Source organism: Micromonospora sp. MP36 (assembly GCF_008119785.1).
Lineage (GTDB): Bacteria > Actinomycetota > Actinomycetes > Mycobacteriales > Micromonosporaceae > Micromonospora.
The window spans coordinates 38,591-64,286 of record NZ_VSFA01000023.1 but is presented as its reverse complement, the minus strand read 5'-3'; the positions used below and the strand labels follow the sequence as shown (position 1 = coordinate 64,286).

Here is a 25,696-nt window from a genome sequence, read left to right as displayed (position 1 = left end):
CCTAGAAACGCTCGCCGTACACGTCAGCAAGCTCCCGGTACGCCTCACGAACCGCGTCGATGGCGTCTGGGTCGTGGGCGGCGTTCTCCGCGGCGACGGCGGCGAGTTCGAGGGCGGTCCGGATCCGGGCCAGCTCCGCTTCGGTCTGATCCCACAGCGCCGTCACCTTCTCCCGCTGTTCGGCCAACGCCTGGGCAGCATGGCTGCTTGGCGAAGCGGTTGGTGTCCGCTGCTGCTGGCGCACCACCTGCGGGCGTAGCTGCTGCCGGCGGCTGAGCACGTCGGCAGCCTCCCACAACACTTGGGCAAGCAACTGCCCGCCCTCGGCCGGATCGATTACCTCTTCAACGGCTGGCAGGGCACGGCCGGCCCGCTCGGCCGACTCCACCAGGTCGAAGAAGTCCTCGCGCTCCTCATCCTCACCCAACGTGTGGTGCAGCGCCGGGAACGCCTCCTGGTCCGGTGCCACCACTCGAGCAGCCGGGGCTTTCGATGTCGTTGCAGCCAACCCGATAGCCAGCGCAAGCGCGGCCAGGATGAAGATCACCAGAAAGGGTGCGCCACTGAGGCACAGCCCGACGGCACCGATCAGCACCAGGGTGGCGAGCACGATGATGCCGGCGATGTTGGGAGACTTCGGTGGCACCGGTACGGCGCGCAGGTCGGTGATGCTGCCCCACTCGTGCTTGAGCGGCGTCCTGGACATCTTAAGCGGAGCGAGTGCGGCAACGGTTCGCGTGTCGTCCGCGGCGATCCAGAGGTGGAAGGGGGGATCGGACGGGGACACCCGTCCTCCTCTCGGCAGGGGTTGGGAAGTCAGGCAGTGCCCTTGCTGCGGCGGATCATCAATAAGTAGCCGATGCTACGCGGTCGGCACGGACCGGGCATGGGCGTTGCCCGCCGTGTATCGCGGTCGCCCCGGACGGCCTCGCCGCCTGCCCACCACTGGCGTTATGCCTCCGTGCGGGCAGTTGGGCGCAGGCCAGGTCGTACAGGCGACCCGGCGAGGTCCATACCGGTCGTCGCTGGATGCCACGAGCAGTTGGCAACTGCCACCTACCTCGCGAAGCGATCGGTGACATCCCTGCCGGCGGTCAGAACATCCGCAAGCCGGATTCGAACATCGGCCCTGACCACCTCGGTGCCCGCTCCAAACGAGGCCGGCATCCGCCATGTCCGCCAGATTCCCAGCGGCACCGCCGCCTCCCGCTTCTGCCGCTTGAGGATCGCCTCGGCAGCGATCACGTCGGCGTGACGGCCTTCAACAACCTCGACCACTTCCGCGCCTGCTAGCAAATGCTGCCGAACCCGACGCGCGCCGCCGACCCCGAACTTCAGCACGCCGCGATGCCGGACCAGGTACAGCAGGTAGGACGTGTCTCGCAGCGCGGCAAACGACCGATCCCCCGGCTCCGGCGGGCACTTCGGACAGGCTCGGTCGCGGAGCCTCTGCCACGACCCACAGCGGGCGTGGACGCCCCAGGTCCCGTGGGATGAGGTCCCCTGCCGTGCGCCGTACCACGGGAGCCCGTGTACGTCACCCACAAGATCAGCCCAGCCGTCGCGGCGGCACCGGTCGAGCTCCTCGCCGAATGCGATCGCGGCCTGGAACTCGGCGGCGACGCGAGCGGGAATGGCGTCCGCGGCAGCCAGGCTGGCGAACCGGTGTACCTGGTCCGCGAGGGCGGGCTCAAGTGGGAGCCGGGACAGCAGCCGCTCGCCGGCCGCGAGGGCGAGACCGGCGGAGCGGTCGTCCAGGCAGACGTGGCATCGGGTCCGCCAACCCGTACGGCAGACTCGGTGGGTGCCGCAGTCTCGGCACCGGTAGGCCTCGGCGCCGCTGTCGTCCGGCAATAGGTCGACCGGTTCCATCTGGTCCCCGACCAGATCCGCGCAGGGGTGGCAGTGGACGAACCACGCTATATCCGGGCCGCGATGGCGGGAATTCGCCTGGCCCTGGACGGCTTCGCCGCAGTTGACACAGGCTCGTTCAGCGGGCTGGTTGGCCCTTCCCAGTTGCCTTGTCATTCGTCCGAGGCGGCACGATCGCGGGTGCCGGTCCGGTCCGCTGCGGCAGCGATCGCCTGTGGGGTACCGCGTCGACCACCTGCCGCCCACGACACCTGGCTGTATTCGTCCCAGCGTTTGTCGAGCTGCGGAACGGCCCGGTGGTCTGGCGTGACGGTGAAGTCGCAGCCAATGAGGTTCATCTGCATCCAGATGGCGTTCACGACGTCGGCGTACTGGTCATCGTCCACACCGAGGCGAATGGTGATCTCTCGCATCTCGTCGCTCCCCGTCTGTTGTGGACCTGTGACTGAGCTGGCAAGACAACCAGATCACCTTCCGGCGGAGCATCCTACGAAAGGCGGAAGGAGCCACCCGGCCGTCCGGTCGCGATGTGGGCTTACCGATTGGCGATCATGTGCCGAATGACATCGGTTGGCAGGTACCTCGGCGTGGCCCGGCGCGGCACTCCGGGCCCACGCCCGCCCTGCGCCTCAGGGCGAAGACGGGGCGCGCGGACGAATGCCGCCCAGACACCCCGGGCGAAGGTGAGGACGTGCCCGTGCGGCCCTTGCTGTCGTGTACGGCGGCGGCGCCTATGCGACTGCTCTCCTGCGTTGATCGCGGCCATAGACGTGGAGGCGAGCGACTCGCTGCGGCCCTGACGTCATTCGGTGGCGCTGCGGATCACGGCACCGCCGGATCAGGGTGCTCGGCCCGGGCCCGCTCCGCCGCATCCTCCGCGATGAGGTTGTTGTCCGCCAGAAATTCGACCGCACGCCGGAGGGCACGCGCGTTGCGGAAGTCCTGCCACACCGACACCAGGTGCGGGTACTCCTCATACAGTTCGTTCCGGAAGCGCCGGAAGGCGCCCCTGCCGTCGATCGCTCGATGCAGTCGTCGGCTGACGCGCTCGTCGCTGAGCAGGTCCGCGAAGTCGACCATGTCCTCATACCACACGTAGGACGGCAACGGGTCGATGGGCACCACATCGAGTTCGTCGAGGTCGACGGGCGTCTTACCATCGATGCCACCATCGGCGGTCCAGAGCAGCACCTCTCCCGTTGCCGGGTCGATCAGCCACCGGTGCTCGTACGCGCTCTGGTCCTCCAGCGCAGTAGCGATCTCCTCAAGGTCGAAGTCGTGGGGATCGCGCATCCGTTCCGCCTTCGCCAGCCGTGGCAGTTCTCAAGCCACCGAGAATACGCCGCAAACCACGCTTGGGCGGATCACGTCGTTCCGGCTCCTGGACCCAGGCTCGCGCCCGGAGGGAGGCCGGTTCGCGGCCGGTCAGTTCGGTGACCGCGTCGGAGGCCGCTGCCCAGCGGCCCTGGCGGATGGACTCGAACATGCCCGTGCACGTGTAGGTCCACCATGGCTCCTCGCCGAGGCGCAGCAACGCGCTGGCGAAACGGCCGGCGCGGTGACGGCGTGCCGGTGACGGCCGAGGCGATCGCCTCGACGTAAAGCTCTCCGGCCCCATCACGTCGTGGTGCCCGTTCGCAGGGGGCTCACGCCGCGCCAAGGCGGCCAGGCCACACGCCACGTCACTTCGTGCCCAAGGGATACGCGACCGTCGGCGGCCGGAAGCGCGACCGTCCCGTCGGTGCTCGTCCAGGCCTGCCTGATCAAGCCGAGGAAGAACTCCGCGAACCGGCCAGCGCGCGATGGAGTACGGGAGGCCGGAGGCGCGGAGCAGCCGCTCGGTATGACCGTCGGTGTACGGGTAGCGGACCTTGGCAATATCGCCACCCGCTCGACGTGGAGGGCTGCGCTGGCCGCCATCGCCCGAACCAGCAAATCCCAGTCGGGCCGAGGCGATTTCCGGGGGTGCCTCGCCAGGTAGTCGAGGTCTCCATCGTGGCGTACTCGGCGTAAGAACCCCTGGGGATCCCTAAGAAGCATTAGGGAGTCGGGACGGGTTGATCTTGCCGGTGGGTTCGTATTCGGATCCTGTTTCCGCAGCTCAGCCGCCTGACAGGGCAGACCGGTAAGGCTCGTTTGGGGCCTCGAATCGCCGACGCCCCCAACCGAGCCCCCGATGCCGCACCCAGCCGAGCCCCCACACGCGGGCTGACAACCACGGGGCCGGCTCGGCGGCGACGAGCGCCCACGACAGGCCCCTTTTCGACCGCTGGCACGGGTCGCCGCATAGCCCGCAGGCCACCGCGACGGTCGCGGGATTCCACACCGCTGCTGCACCCTTGTCAGCCTCCGTCAGGGCCGACAGCGCCGCCGATCTGGACCTGCCCTCGGTTCTCTGCAGACCAGCTGCCGGCCCACCCGTCGGGTCAGGTCCTGTCAGGTCGGGTCAGGTCCTGTGAGGTCCGGTCAGATTCTGTCAGACAGCGGGCTTGCGGACAGCAGCGCCCGCTCGCCTCACAGACACGGCGCGCCGAAGGTCAGTCGAAGGAGCCGGCCTGCCGGACGAAGGCCAGGAACCGCGCGGCCGCCGGGGCCAGCGCCCGGTCGGTGCGCCAGGTGAGGCCGACCACTCGCTCGGCTCCGGGCGCGGTGGCCGGGACGCCGACGGTGTTGGAGGCCCCGGCGAACTGCTCGGGCAGGAGGGCCACACCGAGCCCCGAGCCGACGAGCCCCTCGATGGTGGCGAGATCGCCGATCTCGAACGCCACTCGCGGCACCACGCCGGCGGCCCGGAACAGCTCGTCGACCTGGGTACGGAACCCGAAGCCGGCCGGGACGGTTACGAAGTCCTCGTCCGCGATGTCGTCCAACCGCACCTGGCGCCGCGCGGCCAGGCGGTGCCCCCTGGGTACGACCAGCGTCAACCGCTGCCGCTGCAACGGCAGCCAGCCGTGTTCGCCGGCGGGGCGCGGCGAGGTGATCGCCAGCTCGGCGGTGCCCGTGGCGAGATCATGCAGCATCTCGTGGCCCGGCTCCTGACGCAGCGCGACGCGGACGCGGGGTGCCGCCCGGCGGAAGTCGTGGAGGATCCGCGGCACCAGCGAGGTGGCCATCGAGTCCAGGAACGCCAGCCGGACGGTGCCTGACTCGGGGTCCAACAGGTCCGCCAGCTCGCGCCGGAGCAGGTCGTACCGGTCGGTGATGTCGCGCGCCGCCGCGAGGACCATCTCGCCGTACGGGTTGGGGTGTACGCCCTTGGCGTCCCGTTCGAACAGCCGGGTGCCGAGTTCCTGCTCGACCCGGGCGAGCAGCCGGGACAGGCTGGGTTGGCTCGTCCGCAGCGCCGCCGCGGCGTCGGTGATCCGTTCGTGGTCGGCCAGCGAGAGCAGCTTCCGGAGGTCGTCGATCAACACCGGATGAGCATACGCCTGCCGCATGGCAGCCAGACGTTTCATGCATTTGCTGTATGTCCACTGGTGGACGACAGTGGGATGGTGACTCTGCTCGGAGACGTACGACAGCAGGAGGGCCACCGGGCGGGGGAGGCGGGCTATCGCCGGGTCTCGGCGGCGCTCTTCGCCGCCGGCATGGCGACTTTCGCGCTGATGTACAGCACGCAGGCGCTGCTGCCCGAGCTCGCCGACGCCTTCTCCGTCTCCGCCGCCCAGAGCACCTTGTCGCTCTCGCTGACCACCGCCGGCCTCGCCGTCGCGCTCCTGGTGGCCGGGCCCTTGTCGGAGGTGCTGGGGCGGACCCGGCTGATCCACTTCTCGGTGACCGTATCCGCGGTCGTGGCGCTCGCCTGCGCGTTCGCGCCCGGCTGGCACGTGCTGCTCGGCCTGCGCCTGGTGCAGGGTGTGGCGCTCGCGGGGCTGCCCGCCGTCGCGACCGCCTATCTGCGGGAGGAACTGCATCCTGACACCCACGCTCGCGCGGCCGGGCTCTACATCGGCGGCACCGCGCTCGGCGGGATGATCGGACGCCTGGTCACGGGTGGGATCGCCGACGCGGCGGGCTGGCGGTGGGCGCTCGTCGGCATCGCCCTCGTCGGCCTGGGCTGCGCGGCCGTCGTACGGCTCACCCTGCCCCCGTCGCGCAACTTCGTCCCGGCGCCCGCGCGCGTCGACCACCTGCTGGCGGTGACCCGGCGCGCGGTCTCCGACCCCGGCCTGCTTGCCCTCTACGCCATCGGTGCCGCCGCGATGGGCGCGTTCGTCGCGGTCTACAACGCGATGGGCTTCCGGCTCATCTCCGCGCCGTTCCACCTGGGGCTCGGCGCCGCCGGGTTGGTGTTCCTGGTCTATCCGGTCGGCACGGTCAGCTCGGCCGTGGCGGGGCGGCTGGCGGACCGCTTCGGCCGCCGTACAGTCGTGCCGGTCGGCTGCCTGATCACCGTCGCGGGGCTCCTGCTCACCCTGCCCGGCTCGCTCCCGGTCGTCGTGCTCGGCCTGGCGGTGCTGACCGCCGGGTTCTTCGTGGTGCACGGGGTGGCCAGCGGCTGGGTCCCGACCCGCGCGCACGCCGGCGGCGCCGCTTCCGGACAGGCCGCCTCGCTCTACCTGTTCGCCTACTACCTCGGGTCGTCGGTCTTCGGCAGCCTTGCGGGGCGCGCCTGGTCGGGCGGCGCGTGGGCCGGGGTGGTGTTCCTCGCGCTGGCGCTTCTGCTCGTCGCCAGCCTTCTCGCCATCTGGCTGCGGCACACCCCCTCGCTGGATCCCAGTCGACGCTGATGTGTCTCCGCTGTGGACAACGAGACGGGTACCCGCATAGCGCTGACGAAACCTGCCGGGCTGGTCGAATCGGACGTGCGTCGGTCGGAATGCGGTAGCCGCACGGCTGGCCGAGAGTAGCCAGTCGTCACTCATGGTCCCTGACCAGCCTCACCACCTCAAGCGCAGGGGACTGATGGCATGTCTGGCGAACACTCCTTGGGCGAGGTCCGGGCTGGCTCGCCATTCCGCGTCCGCACCCTGACACCCGCCCCCGGTCCCGGTGAGTGCCACGGGTCGCAGCGGAGGCCGGGCGTCCTGATTGGCGCCCGCCCGCACCAGTTGACCCGGGGAATGATCACTCCGGCAGCTCGCGGCGAGTGAAGCCGCGAGCCAGCACGATACGCCGCAGCTGCCGTACGCCCCGCTCGAAGTCCTCAACGTCGTTCGGGTCAATGTCGCCGGGCAGTGCGGCGAAGGCGGCAGCAGCCTCGTCGAGAGCGTCCAGCACGGCGAATTCGTCGGACTCCTCGGAGACCTCCTCAGGGGTAGTCTGCTGCGAGCCGTCGTCGGCGAACATCAGGTATTCCACCTCGTCCGGCCTGAGTTCGAGCTCTCTGGCCCACTTGGTCACCAGACACAGGTAGCGGCGATAGTCTTCGACGTTCCAGTTCAGGCTGAAGTGGCAGTCGGCGTGCTGCCAGAGCCACCGCTGCACCCGCTGGTCGAGCACCAGCGCGGGCGATGCCTCCGCTCCGCTGGAGAAGAAGAGGTACTTGGTGGCGAAGGAGACGCCGAGGTAGCGCAGGCGATGCTGCTTCAGCCATTCGAACGCCTCCGCCCCGCCGTCGCGGCGCGTCTTCGACGCCACCTCGCGAAGAATCCGGGGCGCGTCGTGGTTCTCGCGCAGTACCCGGGCGGTTCGGAACGCGCCGTATCCGACCGGACCGTACCCCCACACCATCGCTGTTACGAACGCCTGGACGGCGGCATCCTCACCATCAGCGGCGCGGCCCCCACGCTCCGCTACGTACTCGCGGTCGAGACGGTCCGGCAGCTGGGCGAGAAGCGCGCGATGCTCCGGCAGGGTTGCCTGCCATGTGGAACGGTTCCACCCGACGCCATTCTGGGGCTGGCGTCCGTCGTTGTTCCACCGCGCCAGCAGCTCATGGAGACGATTCGGAACAGGGACACAATCGTTCGCCACAGCGACCATGCTCGCATCGAGCATGTCCCTCAGGCCACGCACAGGTGGACGGGTCGAGCCACCAATCGGGTCGGAACGCCGTGCCGCCCTCTCCCGCCACGATGGCCACCGATGCTGCTCAAAGCTCTCGGGGATCAGGTGTGCCAGCAGACGTCCAGCGCTGGGCGAGGGTCCAACCCCCATTGCCCACACTGGATCGCTGTCACTAGCCTCTCCCCATGCCTGAGATCTTCCAGATGGATCGCGTCGACCGTATCGCCGACATCCTCTACGGGGTTGCCGTCGCGGAGGGCCTTATCGGCTACGGCCCGCTCGGAAAGCGGGTCGGCCTGCAGGCGAACTTCCTGAGCCAACCGCTGGCCCAGGTCTCGGAGCGTGCCGCTGAACGAGGCGAGCCAATCTGGAGCGCGCTCGTGGTCGGCAAAGACAGCGGCCGGCCGCACGAGGGCTTCTACGCGCTCGCCCGCCGGCTGCGCTCCGAGTACGAAAACCTCGACGACGAGGTGCTGTGGCAGAAGGAGCGCGAACGCTGCTACACCGCCGCGCGCTGACCGCACCTGCGTCAGCGCTCAGCGGCAAAGGCCAGGAAGGTGCTGGGCTGCCCGCTCCATGACACGTGCAGCGCCTCCCGCGCCCGAGTGCTCGCCACGAAGAGCAGACAGCGCTCGCGGAGCAGGTCGCTCTCGTGCTGCATCGGGTCCACCTCCGACGGCGTGACCTCCTTGGCGAATGGCATCGCCCGGGCCGTAACACCGACCACCGCCACGCACCGGAACTCCAGCCCCTTCATCGCGTGCATGGTGGCCAGCCGCACCCCGTCGACGTCCGCCCCGGGCTGGTCCCGTACCCGGACAGCCGGAATCCCGGCGGCGGCCAACTCCTCCTGCACGTTGCCCAGGGTGATGTTGAACCGGGCACACACCGCGATCTCACTCGCCGCGACGCCCTGCTTCAGCCACTCTCCCACCCGCTGCACGAGCGCCGCGACCTCGGCCTGGCTCGTCGGATACCCCACGGCATGGGGTCGCTTGCCGTGCAGCAGCGACCGGTAGCCGGTGAGGCTGTCGTCACCGTCACCCCCGAGGTCCTCGACCCGCGGCCCGACGAGCACTCCCGTGGACCAGGAGAGGATCTCCTCCGTGCTGCGGTAGTTGACCCGCAGCCGGCTGCTGCGCCCGGCGACGGAGATGCCGAGGGCGTTCAGCGAGACCCGGGAGTCGTAGATCCGCTGGTGCGGGTCGCCGGTGATGAAAAGGTCGTCCGGGCCGGGCGACACCGCCGCCCGCAGCACCCGCCACTGCGCGGGATGCAGGTCCTGCGCCTCGTCGACCACGACGTGGTCGTAGCCGTGAACGGCGAGGTCGGCGCCGCCGAGCAACTGCGCCGCCTGGGCGCAGATCTGCAGGTGGGTGGCGTTGCCGGCCGCAGACACCTCCTTCTGAAACATCTCGACTGCGTCCCACACCCGGTCGCGCTGCCGCGGGCCCAACGCCGATCCCCTCCCCCGCCGGCTGGCCGCGCGGTACTCCTCCCGGGTCTGCACGTTATGGGCGAGGATCACGTGCCGGAACTCCTGGGCCAGGAACTGCTCCGTCCAGGGCAGGCTGAGCCGCCGACACACCCGCCGCCACACCTGCCGCTCGTCCGCGTCCCCGATCGGGGCCGGCACCCGCCCGGCGAGGCTCCGCACGGTGCGGTGCGCGAAGGCGTTCACCGTCGTCACCTCCACCCGCGCCAACCGCTCCTCGTCGTCGAGGAGCAGTGCCAGGTTCTCCCGCAGGGTCGCGGCAAGGGCATTGGTGTACGTGGTGAGCAGCACGCGGCTGTCGGCGGAACGGGACAGCAGGTGCTTGACGCGGTGCAGCGCGACCACCGTCTTGCCCGTGCCGGGCCCGCCTGACACCTGCGCCGGCCCGTTGTACGACACCCGGTACGCGACGCGCCGCTGCGACGGGTGGAGGAAGACCCGCCAGGCCGCGAACGGCTTGTCGAGGATCTCGGCGAGCTCGTCCGGCCGAGTCACCAGCGTGATGCGGTTGGCGGTGTTGGCGATCGCCACCGCCAGGCTCTCGCTCGGCTCCGGCGTCGCGTTCGCCGGCCTGCGCTCGGCCACGACGTCGCGATAGACCTCCTCCGGCGAGAAGCCTTCAGCGAGGTACTGCAGCACCTCGAACTGGTCCTCGGGCAACAGCGTGCCGAACGCCTCCAGCTGCAGTTTGTCGATGATCGTGCGTACCGCCCGCAGCACCTGGTCGTCGATGCCGAGATGGCGCAGCACCGTGTCGGAGTAGCGGGCGAACAGCAGCGTCGGCGCCTCCGCCGCCGCCTTTTCGAGCGCCGGGGTGAGCTGCTCGATGGCGACGACATTGCGCACCTCCAGCGCCCGCGTCGCCGTATTCACCGTGTAGAGCCGCTTCGCGGCCCAGGTGTACGCATCGTCGTGCGGCACGACGTTGAGCAACAGGAAGGTGTCGCTGCCGTCGTCGGGCGCCAGCACCACCCCGCGCCAGAAGTCGTTGATGCGAATGGTCCGCATCCGCGGGTCCCGGGCGTTGTTCACCGACTCCAGGTGCAGGCCCTTGTCGGCGTGCAGTTCGGCGATGCTGAGCTGCTGGAATTTGTCCATCGCCTTGCGTACGCCGGCCTTGACCGGCTTCTCCAGGACGTCGTAGCTCTGCCAGAAACTGTTGGCGAAGGCAAGCTGCGGCACGGAGTCTCCTGCGCGATCGATCGAGGCGGTGAGTGCGACCCTACCGCCGTACCGGCGGCCAGCCGCGCCAGACGACGTCCAGTGACGATCCGTGCCTGTCGAGAACCTGACAGTAGTTCGCGATCTCTTGGACGCAATATCCAAACTGATGTAGGGCACGCTCGGACGGTACGCCCAACGGAAACCGGAGCCGCCACAATTCGGTCAGGCCGGAAAGCTCCGATAGCCTCCCCGATCCGCTGCAATCCCTGGTAGCACGCATCGCCGATCGCCGCACCACGCGCAGCGAGGCAACCCTCCAAGCCGACATCCGGCAGCTCCTGCTGGCCGGCGACTTCGGGCTCGGCGACTCCGAACTCGACGTCGACCTTGAAGCTCCGGCCGGTCGTGGCGGGCGCATCGACATCGAGGTCGGCTTCACCGTCATCGAGGTCAAGAAGCGGCTCCCGGCCGGCCGGCCCCTTCAGGAGGCCGAACACCAACTGGCGGGCTACGTCAGGTCGCGGAGCCAGGAGACCGGGCAACGGTACGTCGGCATCCTCACCGACGGCGCCACCTGGCACGCTTACCAGCTGCGAGCCGGCGCCCTGGCCCTGGTCGACAGCCACACCCTGGCCGCTGCCCGCCCAGACGGATTGACCCTGTTCTACTGGCTGGAGGGCGTCCTGGCGACGAGCCAGCGCGTCCGACCAACTCCCGCCGAGGTGGCCCGCCGTCTCGGCGCGGCGAGCACGTCACACAAGCTGGACCGCGCCGCGCTTGCCGCCCTCTACGACGAGCACGCGCAGTCGCCGACCGTGAAGCTGAAGCGACAGTTGTGGGCGGAACTGCTGGACAGCGCGCTAGGTACGCAGTTCGTCGACGACCCGGACCTCTTCGTGGAGCACACGCTGCTCATGAACAGCGCGCACATCATCGCGCACCTGGTCGTCGGCATCGACGTCATGGAGTTGCAGCCGAAGGATCTGATCACCGGGCAGCGGTTCGACCAGGCCGGCATCCTCGGCGTGGTCGAGCACGACTTCTTCGGCTGGACCACAGAGGTGGCCGGCGGCCGCGAGTTCATCCACGGGCTCGCCCGCCGGCTGGCCCGGTTCGAGTGGGCGAGAGCCGACCACGACATCCTGAAGGTGCTGTACGAGTCGATGATCGGCGCCGAGACGCGCAAGCGAATGGGCGAGTACTACACACCGGACTGGCTCGCCGAGCATCTCGTCGACACCGTCGTCACCGACCCGCTGCGACAACGGGTGCTGGATCCCGCATGCGGCTCCGGCACCTTCCTCTTCCACGCCGTACGCCGATACCTCACCGCGGCCGAGGCGGCGGCCGTGCCGCTGGACGCCGCACTGACGCGGCTCACCCATCAGGTGATCGGCGTCGACCTGCACCCCGTCGCCGTGGCGCTCGCGCGGGTGACCTACCTGCTCGCCATCGGGCACCAGCGCCTGACCGCTCAGCGGGAGGACATCACCATCCCCGTCTACCTCGGCGACAGCATGCAGTGGCGGGAACGCCGGGACCTCTTCACGGAGGACCACATAAGGATCAGCGCCGGCTACAACGCGAGCCAGGTCGAGGACTGGCTGCGATTCCCGAAAGACCTGCTTAAGGAGCCGAGCCGGTTCGACCAGATCGTCGCGAAGCTCGCCAGCATCGCGGCGAAACCGCGAGATGCGGACAGTCCACCTTCGCTGGCGGGGTTCTTCCATCGGATGAGGATCGCGCCTGACGACCAGCCGATGATCCTCGGCACCTTCGAGGCGATGTGCCGGCTACACGACGAGGGGCGCGACCACATCTGGAGCTACTACCTGCGCAACCTGGCCCGACCCGTCTGGCTGGCCAAGGACGAGAACCGGGTGGACGTCCTGATCGGCAACCCACCATGGCTCTCCTACCGCCACATGCCAGGGGACATGCAGACGAGCTTCAAGCGGCTCTCCCACGACCGCGGGTTGTGGCACGGCCGGCAGTTCGCGACGCAGCAGGATCTCTCCGGCCTGTTCGCCGCGCGAGCGATTCAGCAGTACCTCAAGGAGGGCGGGACGTTCGCCTTCGTCCTTCCCAACGCCGTGCTCGACCGCGAACACTTCGAAGGCTTCCGCAGCGGATGGTATAAGGACGAGGTCGAGCCCGCCGCCGTCGCCTTTACCGACTCCTGGGATCTGCGGCGCCTACGGCCCCACCCCTTTCCACGAGGTGCCAGCGTCGCCTTCGGCGACCGTGCCACCTGGAGCACCTACCGCCGGCTGCCTTCGATCACCGAGCGGTGGACTGGACGCCTTCCTGCCGATGCCAAGACCTGGAAGCAAGTTGAGCACTTCATCCACCGCGAGCGCGTCGACCTGGTGCGGGGGCAGGGGTCGCTCGTCGAGTCACCATACAAGCCGCATGTGAAGAACGGCGCAACGATCTTTCCCAAGCTCCTGTTCTTCGTCGAAACAGGCTCCGGAGGACAGCTCGGCCTCACTGCCGGCCGCCGCGCCGTACGCTCCGCGCGCAGCAACCTCGAGAAGGCGCCGTGGAAGGACCTACCGGCGCTCCACGGCGTCGTGGAGGCGGAGTTCATCCGACCGGTGCTGCTCGGCGAGAGCCTGTTGCCATACCGCATCCTGCCCGCCCGGCAAGCGGTTCTCCCGCTCGACGGCTCGATGCTGCTGACCGGCACCGATCCCCGACTCGACTACCATCCCGGTCTCGCCGACTGGTGGCGGCAGGCGGAAGCGCTCTGGAAGGCGCATCGAAGCAGCAACCGGCTCACCCTCGCCGAGCAGCTCGATTTCCGGCGCAAACTCACCGCCCAGTTTCCGGCACCGCCCCGCCGGCTGCTTTACGGCAAGGCAGGCATGCATGTGGCGGCCGCCATCGTCGATGATCGTGCTGCGATCATCGATCACAAGCTCTACTGGCTGCCGGTTGCATCCTGGGCCGAGGGCCTCTTCCTTTGCGCGATCCTGAACAGCTCCGCGCTGACCGAGCTTGTCCGGCCGATGATGTCCTACGGCAAGGACGAGCGCGACATCGACAAGCAGCTGTGGAACCTACCCATCCCGTTGTACGACGCCGGGAACGCCGCACATCAACGGCTCGCGGAACTCGGACGTGACCAGCGCCAGGCTGTCGCTGGGCTCAGCTTCGACGACGGCATGAACTTCGTGACGATGCGACGGCGGATCCGCGCCGAACTCGCCCGGCACCCGGCCGTCTCGGAGATCGAGGCCATCGTCACGGAGCTGCTCGGGTAACGGACCCGGACGGCTCCTACCGGCACTCCTTCGGCCGCAGCGCAACCAGCAGCGGTCGCCGAGGCCAGGGATGAGGCCGCAGCCAGGACGTCGGGCCCCGCGGGCCCAGCATGGGACGCCGGACCCGCGAGTGCTTTACGCCCTCAGCGCGACGGCGGGGCTGCACGGACGAACGCGGCCCAGCAGCCAGGGGTGAACGTGAGGACCGGACCGCCGCGGTCCTTGCTGTCGCGCACGGCGACCAGGCCGGGCAGGTTGTCGGCGACCTCGACGCAGTTGCCGCCGTTGTCGCCGCTGCGGGTGCTGGTGCGCCAGTGCGCGCCGGTCAGTTCAACCATGGTAAACCTCCTGCATGATCTTCCCGATCAGGTGTCGGGACTGTTCCTGGTCCAGGGCCAGCGAGTCGAGGCTGGCCCAGACGTCCTCGTACGCGGCAAGCTCTTCCTTCCGGTCGAGGTAGAGCGCGCCGGTCAGCGACTCGCTGTAGACGACCGACGGTTCCGGCTCGACGCGGTTGCCGAGCGGGAAGTCGAGCAGCACGAACGCGCCCGCTACGGCGCCGTAATGCAGGCCGGCGGCCAGCGGCAGGACCCGGATCGAGACGTGCGGCAGGCGGCTCACCTCTACCAGGTGCCGTAGCTGCTTCGCCATTGTCGCCGGGCTGCCGACGACCCGCAGCAGCACCGCCTCGGAGAGCATGACGTCGAACCGGGGCGGCGGAGGCAGCCGCCGCAGCAGCAGGGTCTGCCGTTGCAGCCGCACCTCGACCACGCGCTCCCGCTCGTCCTCCGTCAGGCCCGGCCGGTGCTGGCAGACGGCGGTCGCGTACCCCCGGGTCTGCAACAGCCCGGGGACCAGCGCGTCGTCGTGCTCGCGCAGCCGGCACGCGGCGGACTCCAGGCCGACGTACAGCTCGAACCAGTCGGGGACCGTGTCGCCGTACGAGTGCCACCAGCCCTTCGCCCGCGTCTCCCCGGCCAGGGCGACCAGCGCGCCGGCCAGCTCGGGCGTCGCCGCGTACAGCTCGCACATAGCCCGCACGTCGAGCCCGCGCACTGCGCACAGGCCCGTCTCGATCCGCCACACCTTCTGCCGGCTGCACTGCAACGCCTCCGCCGCGCCGTCCAGCGTCATCCGCGCCTCCGTCCGCAGCTCCCGCAGCGTCCGCCCGAGCTGCCGCCGCGGCACCGTCGACCCCAGGTCCTCAACCATCCGATCCCCGCCCCTCGGCTCTCCGGTCCGCTCGGCACTGCCGATCGCCGGGCGGCTTCGGGTCGTAGCGGTCCGCGCGCTCGTTCGGCGTCAGAGCCGCCCGGCGCCGCGCGGGCTGCTCGTAGACGACCGCGCCGTCACACCGCAAGGTCACCCGCCCATCGGGTACGCCGTCAGGCGCGCCCAGCCGCTGGTCGCGGTCCGGCACGTCCCCGTCCGGTACGACCTGCCCGGTCAGGTCGGCTCTGGCCCGCCCAGACCGCAAGAACCACCTCCACCGCCTGCCCATACGCCTCCCCTATCTCGTTCCGCTGCTCAACGCAACTTTACAACCAAACAAGCCAATCAAGCTATAGGTTGTAAGGATGGCATAGGTTGCAAGATCGAACATTGGCTGTGATGAACTCCGCCCATGGCGCCCTACGAGCCGCTGTGGCGAAGGATCCGGCGGGAGATCCAGGCCAAGATCGCTGCTGGCATCTTGAAGCCCGGCGACAAGCTGCCCACGACCAAGGAACTGGCCGAGCAGTACGAGACCTCCGGCGTCACCGTCAGGAAGGCGATCGACCTCCTTATCGAGGCAGGCGTCCTGGAGGGCAGGCAAGGTGTCGGCGTCTTTGTCGCCGAAAACTACGAGCAGAAACCCTGATACACGTCACCGACTGGCTGGCGCAAGCCGCACAGCCAGGGCTCGCACCTCGGCGAGCAGTTCGGAAGGCGGCTGGTCGAGTTCGAGCGCGTGCTGATGGATGGTGATTCCAGCATGCCGGACTTGGTGCGCGGTGTGCGGGGCGTTGCCCTTGGCGTAGATGAGATGACCTTCTGGCAGGCCGAGCGCGGTGCAGTAGGCGAGCATCTGGTAGAGGTCGGCGTCGGGATAGCCCTCGGGCTTTTCGGCCTTGTACTTGGCATCGGCCACGGCGAGCGGGGTGCCGTCGTCGGCGGACCAGACGAAGTCGGGAATCATACGGATCACATGGCGCTCGTCGAGGTAATGAGTGGCCTGGAGCGCGCAGCGACCGCCGCCGCCCGTCAGGGCGTCGCGCAGGGCAACGGTGACGAAGTCCTCGAAGACTCTCGGCATGTCGAAGAGGAAACCGCTCACAGTCACGTCGCCGGGCCGATGCTCGACGGAGGCGCCCCGCAGCACGAGTTCGGCCAGGCGCAAGGCCTTGTGATAGCGGGCGTTGAGGCGGCTGGGCCGCCATGTCGGCAGTTCATGCCCGCGGTCGATCGGGGTGATGTCGGCGAGTCGGACGCGCAAACGCAGCAACCGGCCACGGCCGCCACGGCCGATACCGGCAGGCAGCCGGCAGAGCCGATCACAGGCCGTGCGCAACAGCCGGTTCTCGGCGATGTCCGGCGTGTACTCGTCGTGTACGACCTCCACCGGCATGAGCCTGCCGTGCTGCCGCCGGATCTGATCCGCCTCCCGGATGCGGCCCCGCACGACCATAGAGGTCTCCTCGGTGGTGCGGTAGCCCTGGAGCAGCCCCTGACGCAGCGCGTTCTCCGCCTGCCGTTCGAAGAGCTGGGCGAGCGCGGGCAGCAGCTCCGATTCTTCGTCCAGTCGTGCGTCCTCGTTCCGCCACCCCTTCGCGTCGAGGCTGTAGCCGAGGAGGAACAGGAGCCGGGTGACGGGGACCTTCGGCACGATCCGTAGGGTGACCGCCTGCGCGCCAGGCACGGTCACGGTCGCCACGCCGACCTTGCCGGCGGCCTTCACCCGCCACCGTCCGGGGGCGAACGGGTCGGGTGTCGCCTCGACCAGGCGGGAGGTGGCCAGGGCACGGCCTGCGGCGTCTTCAAGCGGGACCGAGCGCGCCGGGCCATGTTCGGTCAGTTCGATAACCGTCATGACGGGTCAGGTTCGCCGGTGCCGGGAGGCGGTGCGATGGCGGCGCGCAGCGTACGCAGCCCGTAGTGGCGCTCGACGTCCACGTCTTCGCCGTAGTGGTACTCCTCTAGCAGCGGCAGGATTTTGGTACGCCAGGTGCGTTCGAGCCCGCCGTCGCGGTAGACGCCCTTCTTCATCAGATACGACGGCCCTACGCGGAAGTCGGGGTCACCGATCCGGGCGTTGAGCGCGTCAAGAAGCTCGGCGGGTTCGAGGTCCCGTTGTTCACGCGTGAGCCAGCGGCGCAGCAAGCCGCTGGTCGGCTCGGCCCGGGGTGAGAGTTCGACGAAGGCGAAGCGGCGGCGCATGGCGGCGTCCACAAGCGCGATAGAACGGTCGGCCGTATTCATCGTGCCGATGACGAACAGGTTCGACGGCAACGCAAAGTCGTCGCCCGAGTACGTGAGCCGCACCGACCTGTTGCGGTATTCGAGCAGGAAGTACAGCTCGCCGAAGACCTTCGCCAGGTTGGCCCGGTTGATCTCGTCGATGATCAGGAAGTACGGGATGTGTCGGTTGCCCTCGCGAGCGGCAAGGTCGGCGAGCTCGCGCAAGGGACCGTCGGTGAGCCGGAAGGCGACCTCCCGCGTCTTTTCGTCCTCTTGAGGTCGGAAGCCCTCAAAGAAGTCCTCGTAGGAGTACGAGGGGTGGAATTGGACCAACTTGACCTGCTCGGGTCCGCCGCCAAGAAACTCGGCCAGCTTCAACGCCAGATACGTCTTGCCGGTTCCGGGCGGGCCGTAGAGCACCAACTGCCGCTCGTCCCAGAGCAGATCGCGCAGCTCCCGCAGCCACGCCACGTCGTGCACCAACAGTTCATCCGCGAGTTCCTGGTTCGGCTCGGGTAACTCCAGCTCCCGACGAGCGACGAGTGCGGCTATCTCCAGGCTGGGGTCGCCAACGCCGTCTTGTGCCCCGTCAGCCAACTCCTCGTCACTGCGGCCCAGCCCAGCGACCAGCGCTTCCACAGAGGTGAGGTCGACGACATCGTGCTGGACGGACAACTTCTGCTGAAGCGCCTCAGGCAGTTCGTCGCACGGGTAGCCGATGCTTTGCCACTCCGCCGGGCGTCGCAGATTCGACCTTCCTCCTTCGGAGGCGATCTGCTCGACCTGACCGGTGATCTCACCGACGTACAACCGGCCATCGGAGATGGTGCAAACGGTGTCGCCCGGCTTCATCCTCGACAGGAAGGTGTGGATCTCCTCGATCAGCTCACGCTTCTGCCCGTGGCTGGCGGTGGAGTCGTAGCCCTCCTCCACGAGTCCACGCAGTTGCTCCTTGCTTGTCTTTGGCTCAACACCCTCGCGCAGGCGGCTGGCCGCGACGCTTACCAGTCCTTCAGGCAGCCACAGCCGCTGCACGAGGTCGATCCCGGACACATTGGATCCGCGAATCAGCCAGGTACGGTTGCGACCCCACGCTTCCTGCGCTACAAAGTCGCCCAGCGGGCGCCCATCGGAAGTCTTCCACTCCGTCCATCCGTTGGCGCTGCGGCCGATCAGGATCTCGGCGGCGGCGGACGGAGAGTTACAGGTAATGTGCCTGGTCGTCTCCAGATGGCCTCGCCAGGTCGTGGACTCCACGATCGAACCGTCGGCGATCAGGCGCTCACGGAACCCGTATGAGGAGGGCATCCGCTCGGGAAACGACGGGACTACATCCGGCCGTACGGGGGATCCCGCGTAGACCACGAACCTCTGGCTGCCGTTGGTTCCCTTCTCGTCCAGCAGCCGCCCACGCGCCGTGGGGCCACCATTCGGCAAGCGAATTTGGAACTCGGGGTACACGGTGACCATCAAGCTTCCTCGTTGCCCATCGGAGCTACGGCCGCAGCAGGCTCTGGATGGCGGGGGCCGTGACCCGGAGGCGGGGTGAGAGTTGAGGTGTAATTCTCGCCGTCGATCAGCGGGTTAGTCAGGCTGACGCCGGCAGCGGCCATCCGGTCATACTCGGCGAGGATCAACTCCTTGGTGCGGTACGTACCGTATTTCGTCTCGTCCTTCCGCTTGACGATCGGGAACGTCTCCATAATGTAGTCGGCATCATTTCGGCAGACTCCGTAGAGGTGTAAGAAAAAGGCGTCCAGCTCAGCCCGGATAACCGCACGCCGCTCGTCGTCCCATCGAAACGGTGCGCCCATGTCGCAGAGATCGCGGGCGAATGGGGCCATGTCATGGCTCGTGTAGACGAGCTCGAGAACACGATCACCGACAAACTGGGCATGAGGCTCGAGCTGACTTGGAGAGGCGACAGGCAGTTGGTGAGCAATAAAGAGCTTCAAGTGGGTACCTCCCACCTTCTGCCGGGCCACAAAGTCCAGAACTAACGACGTTAGACAGGCCACCAGACCTGCCACAGGTTGTTGCGGAAGCATCAGAAGAGTGCCGTCCGGGGCCGCGGTGCGCGGGAACACGCTGTCGATCATTGTACGCTCGTCAGTGGCGCGGCAGATGTCGCGCCAACCGAAGAGCCAGCCTCGCTTCCAATGCTTTGAAGCGAGCTTTTCTTCGACCTCCCGTTCACCGACCCAGTAGCGAGGGAGAACTACGGCATCGGGGTTCTGCTTTTCGGCGACCGCAAAGTCGCGGGTCGCCCCATTCTCGTCATAGGTGGCCCAACGATGGTCGTAGTGGTGCAGCATTTTTGCTTCGTAAAGGGGAAGCATCTTGGCCGACCCCTTAACAAATGTGTTGCCGGCAAGAGTCCAGCCATCGTCTTTGAGCTGTCCGCTTGTATGGAAAAGGTGGGAGTCCTCGGACATGTGGAACATCCTGCCCAGCTCGACCCGCCACGGGTTCCCATTAGGGTCACTCGCCTTCACAAGTACAGGGATGCGGCGGTAGATGCTGAGGGTGATCTCCGCATCGCGGCGGGAGCGGAAGACGGGGCAGGTGCCGGTGTTTGGGTTAAGGAGGCTGATCTCGTGCGGGGTGAGGGTAAGCGACTTGCCTGCGTCGCCCAGCTCGGCCGGATCATGGAGGAAGAAGGCAAACTTGGCAGTCGGTTCGCCCAATGTGCGCCCCGCGAGGGAGAGGATGCTGAACTTCATGCGCGAGTCCACAGCGGGGAAGAGGCCGTTGCGATTCTCGAAGTCGTAGAGTGCTGTGATCGATCCGTTGACCACGAGATCCTTGAAGAAGAATTGCGTGGTGGCGTCCGTAGCAATGCCGGTTGGGACGATCACTCCCATTCGGCCTAACCGCTCAAGGATATCCCGACCACTCTCCGAAAACGCCGCGTAAGTGTTAACAGTTCCAATACCAGTCAGGTTATACTTGCCAGAGTCGCGAATGAAATGCGCCTCACCGTCGCCCTTCCTCTTCGTTGAGCGAAACTCCTCGGCTAGCTCTGGCCTTGTCGCTGGCAGCGCTGCAATGAGGCGGCGGCGAATAGCCGCATTGGGCGCAACTGCGATTTCAGTATCACGCTGGGCGAAAAATTCCTGCTCCTGAAGCTTCATGCGCTCCCATGGCGGGTTGCCCAAGACGCAGTCGAAGCCACCGGCCCAGCCCGTCGCCGCGGCGAGGCCGTGCCCGTCGCACTCTGGCACGTCGAAGATCTCTGGAAACTCCAGGTGCCAGTGAAAGAACCGGTACAACTCGCAAAGCCGGAGGATCTCGGCGTGGGGCGCTTGCGGCGCCGCTGCTGCGTCGGGGTCCTCGAGTGCACGGAAGACACCGTGGGTGACTGCTGGCGGAGCGTCGGCCGCCTTCTTCCACATGAACGCGGCGCACCAGGCGTCTGCGACGTGCAGGGCGCGGGCGTAATCCGCGGAGGTCTTCCAGCTTCGGTAGGCGGACGCCTGCCTGCGAACGTCGCCGAGGTTGTTGGTGGGGGCCGCTGTGATCAGGCGCAGGCCCTGGGCGAAGACGGTGTTGGCGACCTTTGCCGCGTCGTCCAGGTCGAAGAGGCTGCCCTGGCCCTGCCGCTCCTTGGCGTTCTGCTTCTCTAGGCCCTTGGCGTACTTCTTGTCATCGCCTTCGATGGGCTTGAACGCCTCGTCGGGGATACCGCGCTTGAGCAGCGCGGGCGTGGCCCCGATCAGCGCGTTGCCGCACTTCACGTGCGCGTCGAGGAAGCTCAGCGGCTTACCCGGCTCCAGGGCCTCCATCCACAGCGACACCTTGGCCAGTTCAACCGCCATCGGGTTGATGTCGACCCCGTAGATGCAGCGGGCGACCACCTCGTGCAGGGCGTGACGTACCGCATCGACGGTCGGCTCGGGGTTGCGTTCGCGCACGGCAGCGACCCGCTTGGCGATCCGGCGGGCCGCGGCGACCAGGAAGTGGCCGGAGCCGCAGGCCGGGTCGCAGACGGTGAGCGACAGCAGCTCGTCGACGATGGCGTCGCTCGGGTCGGGCTGCCCGGCGGCGGTGGCGGCCTGCTCGGCGCGCTTGACCGCGTCGTCGATGACCGGGTCGAGGGCCGAGTCGAGCAGGCATTCGATCAGCGAGGACGGGGTGTAGTAGGAGCCGGTGGTCTTGCGGGTGTTGCCGGCAAGCTCGACCAGCTCGAAGGTGCGGTCCACCGCGCTGTGCTTCGGCACCAGCTCCAGCAGGGACTCGTAGATCGAGCCCAGCTCTTCCGCATCCAGGTTGCGGTAGTCGACCGACCGCCAGCGGCGGGTGCCGGCGTCCCGCACCTGCGACAGGTGCCGGACGGCGGTCAGCAGGTACTCGTTGGACAGCGACAGGCCGTCCAACGGCTTGTCCGCGACCGGGTCGTGGTCGAACAGCCCGCCGAGGCCGGGCAGGCCCAGCTCCGGGCGGCCGTTCTCGTTGCCGAGCGCGTCCAGGACGATCCGCAGCGCCTGGTAGAGGTCGCTGTGCGTGGTACCGCGGCGGCGGCGCGCGTGCGCCCTCAGCCGGGCGGACGAGAAGTAGGCGGCATACCGTTCGCGGGCCTGCTCGTCGGCGTCGGGGTGGTGCAGCGCGTCGCGGTCCTCGGCGACGAAGAGGAAGAGCAGCCGGTAGACGAGGCGCAGCAGGGCGTTGTGCAGGGCCTGCGGGTCGACGTTCTCCCGCAGCGTGCCGTTGTCGGGGTGGCGCAGGAAGCCGGTGCCGAGCGCGGTGATCGCGTCCTGGACGCCCTTGCGGAGCTGGTCGAGTGCGCGGGTGCCGGCGGCGATCGCCTCGGTGCGCCACTTCTCCAGCCAACAGGTCGACGGGGCTGCCCCTTCGGCGACCTCGAAGCGGGAGACGTGCAGCAGCCGGTACAGCAGGACGAACTCGCTGAACAGCTCGCCGTCGAAGATCGCCTCCAGGTCGAACTCGACGTACGCGGCGGTGGCGAGAGCGCTGGAGTCGCGCAGCAGCCGCAGCTGGCGGCCGTTGGTGAGCACGCCCCACAGGTGGGCCTCGGAGCGGTTCAGCAGCTCCTGCACCAGTGACTGCGGCGGCACGCCGCCCGTGCCGGCCGGCCGCTTGTCCAGTGCCGCGTTCCAGGAGATCAGGTGGATCGGTACGTGGTTCCAGCGGTGGCTGATCGCGAACGTCTTGTCTCCGTCGTCGGAGGCGATGCCCGAGGCACCGACCACCGGCAGGTGGCCGAAGCCGAGTTCGTTGAACAGCGGCAGCAGCCACTGACTGACCGCGACGCCGGTCGGGTCGGCCGGCGTCGCGGCGTCCGGGCTGACGGGAAGCTTGGCGCGTAGCTCCTTCCAGATGGACTTGAGGAAGTCCCAGTGCCGCTCGGCGTCGTCGCGCACCGACCGGGCGCCGATCACCCGGTAGTCGGCGGGCTTCGAGCCGGAGACGTCCCTGCCTTCGGAGATCCGGACCAGCATGTCGGCCGGGATCAGGCCGCCGATGGTGTGGACGGCGGAAAAGACCTGGTTACGGGCGGTGGCGGACATCAGGCGGTGCCTCCGGCGACGGTGGGGGTGGAAACGGCGGATGCCGGCAGGTAGACGTAGGCGCCGAGCACGTCGGCGGGTTTCTGCGCGGTGACGGCCAGGCCGCGGATGATCTCGCCGGAGGCGCTGCGGACCCGGCGGTGCGAGGCGAGCAGTTCGGCGGCGAGGTCTTCGCCGTACGCCTCGAGGTGGTCGGTGATCGCGGGCAGGCCGTCCAGCAGGCGGCGCATGGTGTTCTCGGCGAAGGTGCGGTCGGTGTTCTCGTCGGCGGTCGCGTCGAGCAGGCCGAGGGCGCGTTCGGTGGGCAGCCATGCGGCGGACGCGGGCGAGCCCTGGAAGGCGAGCAGCCGGACGTCCTCGGCGACGAGCTGCCGGGTGCCGGTCCGCGACGGCAGGGTGAGATGGAAGCGGTAGCGGACCACGAGCAGCGTGGTGCGGCCGTCGACGGCCCGGGTGCGGATGACGCCGCAGCGGCGGGCCGGCCGTGGGCCTGCGGCCTGGTCGTCGAGGGCGGCGTTGAGCACGTACCCGGCCAGCGCCACCACCGCCGGGTCGGTGCGGACCAGGGCGACCTCGCCGCGCGCCACGGCCGCGGTGGTGCGGAACGGCACGGGCCGGCCCAGCTCGACGGCGTCGCCGCCGAGGACGGGCGCGAGCGCGTCGCGCAGGCCGGCAGGCGTGCCGCCGAGTTCGGCGGTGAAGTCATCCGCCCCGCCCGGGTCGTTCCGTACGACGCCGTCGAGCGCGCGCAGGGCCTGGCGTACGAAGCCGCGGACCTCACCGGCGCCGCCGAGGGTGTCGCGGATCGCCAGGACCTCCTGGGCGACCTCGTCGGGGCGGATGGCGTGCTGGGCGAAGCGGGATCGGGATGTCTTCTCGCGCTCCGCGGCGGACTGCCAGTCCGCCGCCAGGGCGGCGGCCTTCTTGTCGATCGCCTGATACTCGGCGGCGTCGAAGAGGCTGCCCTGCTCGCCCCGCTCGACCTGCTGCCCCCGGAGCAGCACCCATTCGACGATCGCGTCGGTTACGCCGGTGGAGGCGGCGTCCGGCACGGAGACGGAGATGCCGAGGTCCTTGCGGATCTGGCGGTGCTTCTTGATGAGTACCTCGAGCACCTTGCCGTCGATGCCGTTGTCGCTGCCGTACAGGGTGATGACCCGGACGATGTTGCGCTTCTGCCCGTACCGGTCGACGCGGCCCTCGCGCTGGTCGTGCCGGGTAGGGTTCCACGCCAGGTCGTAGTGGACGACCGCGTCGAAGTGATGCTGGAGGTTCACGCCCTCGGAGAGGCAGTCGGTCGCGATCAGCACTCGCCGGGCGGCCGGATCGTCGCCCGCCGCCTCCGCGAGTTCCTCGATGCGCTGCAGGCGTTGCTGCGGCGATAGGGTGCCGGTCACGGCCCGGATCACTGTCTTCTTGCCGAGTGTGCCCTCCAGGTGCTCGGCGATGTACTCGGCGGTGGGGATGTAGCGGCAGAAGACGATCGGGTGGTAGCCGTCCTTGAGCAGGGCCTTCAGGTGGGTGATCAGTGCGGCGAGCTTCTTGTCCTGGGTGGCCCCCTCCAGCCGCTCCGCCTGGTCGGCCAGTTCGGCCAGCCGCGCGCCGGCGTCGTCCACGCTGGCGTCGCCGGTCTCGGCGCCCGGTGCGACGTCGAGGCCTTCCAGCGCGTCGGTGTCGGAGAAGTCGCTGGTCAGCGGGGCGCCGAGGCGGTCGGCCTCCTCGGCGCTGCCGGCCGCGGCTGTCGCCGAGCGGGTGCGCAGGGTCTGCGCGGCGGCGCGTGGCGAGGAGACCAGGGAACGCAGCAGGGCGATGGCGGACCACCAGGCGATCCGGGCCTCCCGCCGGCCCTTCTTGTCCGCCGCGGTCACCCGTGCGCTGGCGTACGCGATGGCGTCGTCGAGCAGGGCTCGGTAGGCCGGGGAGAGCCGGTAGGTCTCGTCCTTGAAGTGCCGGTCCGAGGGGAACGAGGTCTGCTCGGCGAGGGAGTTGTCGGCGAGCCCGTCCTCCCTGGTCAGGTACTGCCGGACGTCGGCGCGCTTGCGATGCACGAAGTACTGGGCGAGCAGCCGGCGGCCCCCCTCGGAGCCGAGGTCGACGGTGGCGAGTTCCGGCTTGAGCAGGCCCAGCAGATTGCGGAAGGCACCCTCCTTGCCGCTGTGCGGGGTGGCGGTGACCAGCAGCAGGTGCCGGTCGGTGTCGGCGGCGACGCGTTGGAGCAGCTCGTAGCGGAGCTGGTTCTGGGTGGAGCTGTTGTCGTCGGCGGCGACGCAGGTGTGCGCCTCGTCGACGATGACCAGGTCCGGGCAGTGCCGCACGAAGTCGTCCCGGTGCCGGGTGGACTTGATGAAGTCGGTGGAGACGATGACGTGCGGGTGCTTGTCGAACAGGGACTGGCCGAGGTCGAGGCCGCGCTCCAGCCGGGAGACGGTGGACGCGAGCACCAGCTCGGCGTCGATGCCGAACTTGGTGCGCAGCTCCTCCTGCCACTGCTCGGCGAGCGCCGGTGAGCAGAGCACGGCCAGCCCCTTGGCGTCGCCTTGGGCGAGGAGTTCACTGGCGATCAGTCCAGATTCGACGGTCTTGCCGATGCCGACGTCGTCCGAGATCAGTATCCGGACGGTCTTCTGGCGCAGCGCCATCATCAGCGGCACGAGCTGGTACGCCCGCGGCTCGACCGCGATCCCGGCGAGGGACCGGAAGGGGCCGGCGCCGGAGCGGAAGCCGATCCGCAGGGCGGACCGGAGCAGCCCGGCCGCGTACGCGTCGCCGAGGTCGGACGGCGACGGGGGCGCGAACTCGGCGCTCTTGACGGCTTCGAAGCTCGGGAAGACGGCGGCGATGTCGTCGTCCGCGCCGCCGAGCGGGCGGAGGACGAGCATGTCGGGGGCGCTTTCCGGCAGCACGACCCAGTCACGGCCACGGGCGGTGACGAGGGATCCGGCGCTGAAGGGGGTGGTCATGAGGGGGTCCTTGCGCGTCGTGTT

General features: G+C 68.7%; 18 protein-coding genes. 5 read left to right on the top strand and 13 right to left on the bottom strand.

Translation table 11 applies throughout. The features are described from left to right. Position 1 precedes the first annotated feature (1 nt). Together FXF52_RS18095 and FXF52_RS18090 are read right to left on the bottom strand one after the other, a co-directional pair. Entirely contained in the window at positions 2-787 is a 786-nt protein-coding gene (locus FXF52_RS18095; RefSeq protein ID WP_148798093.1) for a hypothetical protein, read from the bottom strand. Between the two features lie 269 nt (positions 788-1,056). Continuing rightward, on the bottom strand, positions 1,057-1,341 hold the full coding sequence (locus FXF52_RS18090; RefSeq protein WP_148798092.1) for a hypothetical protein: 285 nt from the start codon (positions 1,339-1,341) through the stop codon (positions 1,057-1,059). Positions 1,342-1,530: 189 nt separating this feature from the next. Here FXF52_RS18090 and FXF52_RS18085 point away from each other — a divergent pair, with 189 nt between their 5' ends. Then, on the top strand, positions 1,531-1,857 hold the full coding sequence (locus FXF52_RS18085; protein ID WP_148798091.1) for a hypothetical protein: 327 nt from the start codon (positions 1,531-1,533) through the stop codon (positions 1,855-1,857). A gap of 167 nt (positions 1,858-2,024) precedes the next feature. On the opposite strand, the gene FXF52_RS18080 is transcribed toward FXF52_RS18085, so the two are convergent. From FXF52_RS18080 to FXF52_RS18070, 3 genes are all read right to left on the bottom strand, one after another. Continuing rightward, positions 2,025-2,285, bottom strand: a complete 261-nt coding sequence (locus tag FXF52_RS18080; RefSeq protein WP_148798090.1) for a hypothetical protein — start codon at positions 2,283-2,285, stop codon at positions 2,025-2,027. Positions 2,286-2,694: 409 nt separating this feature from the next. Further along, complete coding sequence (locus FXF52_RS18075) at positions 2,695-3,165, bottom strand: UPF0158 family protein (protein WP_148798089.1); 471 nt, start codon at positions 3,163-3,165, stop codon at positions 2,695-2,697. A 1,244-nt stretch (positions 3,166-4,409) separates the two neighbouring features. Next, a complete protein-coding gene (locus FXF52_RS18070) occupies positions 4,410-5,285 on the bottom strand; it encodes a LysR family transcriptional regulator (RefSeq protein WP_148798088.1) in 876 nt (291 codons plus the stop codon). 81 nt (positions 5,286-5,366) lie between these two features. Between FXF52_RS18070 and FXF52_RS18065 the strand changes: the two genes are divergently transcribed. Beyond that, positions 5,367-6,602 carry an MFS transporter gene (locus FXF52_RS18065; RefSeq protein ID WP_255472084.1) on the top strand — a complete coding sequence of 412 codons (1,236 nt, stop codon included), beginning with the start codon at positions 5,367-5,369 and terminating at the stop codon, positions 6,600-6,602. Positions 6,603-6,939: 337 nt separating this feature from the next. On the opposite strand, the gene FXF52_RS18060 is transcribed toward FXF52_RS18065, so the two are convergent. Continuing rightward, complete coding sequence (locus FXF52_RS18060) at positions 6,940-7,812, bottom strand: hypothetical protein (protein WP_148798086.1); 873 nt, start codon at positions 7,810-7,812, stop codon at positions 6,940-6,942. A 194-nt stretch (positions 7,813-8,006) separates the two neighbouring features. Between FXF52_RS18060 and FXF52_RS18055 the strand changes: the two genes are divergently transcribed. After that, a complete protein-coding gene (locus FXF52_RS18055; RefSeq protein ID WP_148798085.1) occupies positions 8,007-8,339 on the top strand; it encodes a hypothetical protein in 333 nt (110 codons plus the stop codon). Between the two features lie 11 nt (positions 8,340-8,350). Here the strand turns inward: FXF52_RS18055 and FXF52_RS18050 are convergent, their stop codons facing one another. Beyond that, positions 8,351-10,498, bottom strand: coding sequence for a UvrD-helicase domain-containing protein (locus FXF52_RS18050; protein ID WP_148798084.1), 2,148 nt, complete (start codon positions 10,496-10,498; stop codon positions 8,351-8,353). 635 nt (positions 10,499-11,133) lie between these two features. On the opposite strand from FXF52_RS18050, the gene FXF52_RS18045 reads away from it, so the two are divergent. Further along, positions 11,134-13,746 (top strand): class I SAM-dependent methyltransferase, encoded by a 2,613-nt coding sequence (locus tag FXF52_RS18045; RefSeq protein ID WP_222870560.1) that lies wholly within the window; start codon positions 11,134-11,136, stop codon positions 13,744-13,746. Between the two features lie 143 nt (positions 13,747-13,889). On the opposite strand, the gene FXF52_RS18040 is transcribed toward FXF52_RS18045, so the two are convergent. Continuing rightward, complete coding sequence (locus tag FXF52_RS18040; RefSeq protein WP_148798082.1) at positions 13,890-14,084, bottom strand: DUF397 domain-containing protein; 195 nt, start codon at positions 14,082-14,084, stop codon at positions 13,890-13,892. Beyond that, complete coding sequence (locus FXF52_RS18035; RefSeq protein WP_148798081.1) at positions 14,077-14,958, bottom strand: helix-turn-helix transcriptional regulator; 882 nt, start codon at positions 14,956-14,958, stop codon at positions 14,077-14,079. Before FXF52_RS18035 ends, FXF52_RS18040 begins: the two co-directional genes overlap by 8 nt. 412 nt (positions 14,959-15,370) lie before the next feature. On the opposite strand from FXF52_RS18035, the gene FXF52_RS18030 reads away from it, so the two are divergent. Continuing rightward, positions 15,371-15,607 carry a GntR family transcriptional regulator gene (locus tag FXF52_RS18030; protein ID WP_148798080.1) on the top strand — a complete coding sequence of 79 codons (237 nt, stop codon included), beginning with the start codon at positions 15,371-15,373 and terminating at the stop codon, positions 15,605-15,607. Positions 15,608-15,613: 6 nt separating this feature from the next. Here FXF52_RS18030 and FXF52_RS18025 read toward each other — a convergent pair whose 3' ends face one another. Genes FXF52_RS18025 through FXF52_RS18010 form a run of 4 tightly spaced genes read right to left on the bottom strand, consistent with a single transcriptional unit; the run spans position 15,614 to position 25,672 of the window. Next, a complete protein-coding gene (locus FXF52_RS18025) occupies positions 15,614-16,816 on the bottom strand; it encodes an McrC family protein (RefSeq protein WP_148798079.1) in 1,203 nt (400 codons plus the stop codon). Continuing rightward, entirely contained in the window at positions 16,813-18,654 is a 1,842-nt protein-coding gene (locus FXF52_RS18020; RefSeq protein WP_148798078.1) for a DUF4357 domain-containing protein, read from the bottom strand. Before FXF52_RS18020 ends, FXF52_RS18025 begins: the two co-directional genes overlap by 4 nt. Continuing rightward, positions 18,654-22,712 carry a DNA methyltransferase gene (locus FXF52_RS18015; RefSeq protein WP_148798077.1) on the bottom strand — a complete coding sequence of 1,353 codons (4,059 nt, stop codon included), beginning with the start codon at positions 22,710-22,712 and terminating at the stop codon, positions 18,654-18,656. The genes FXF52_RS18020 and FXF52_RS18015 overlap by 1 nt, the downstream gene beginning before the upstream one ends. Continuing rightward, on the bottom strand, positions 22,712-25,672 hold the full coding sequence (locus FXF52_RS18010; RefSeq protein WP_148798076.1) for a DEAD/DEAH box helicase: 2,961 nt from the start codon (positions 25,670-25,672) through the stop codon (positions 22,712-22,714). The genes FXF52_RS18015 and FXF52_RS18010 overlap by 1 nt, the downstream gene beginning before the upstream one ends. Positions 25,673-25,696: the final 24 nt, after the last annotated feature.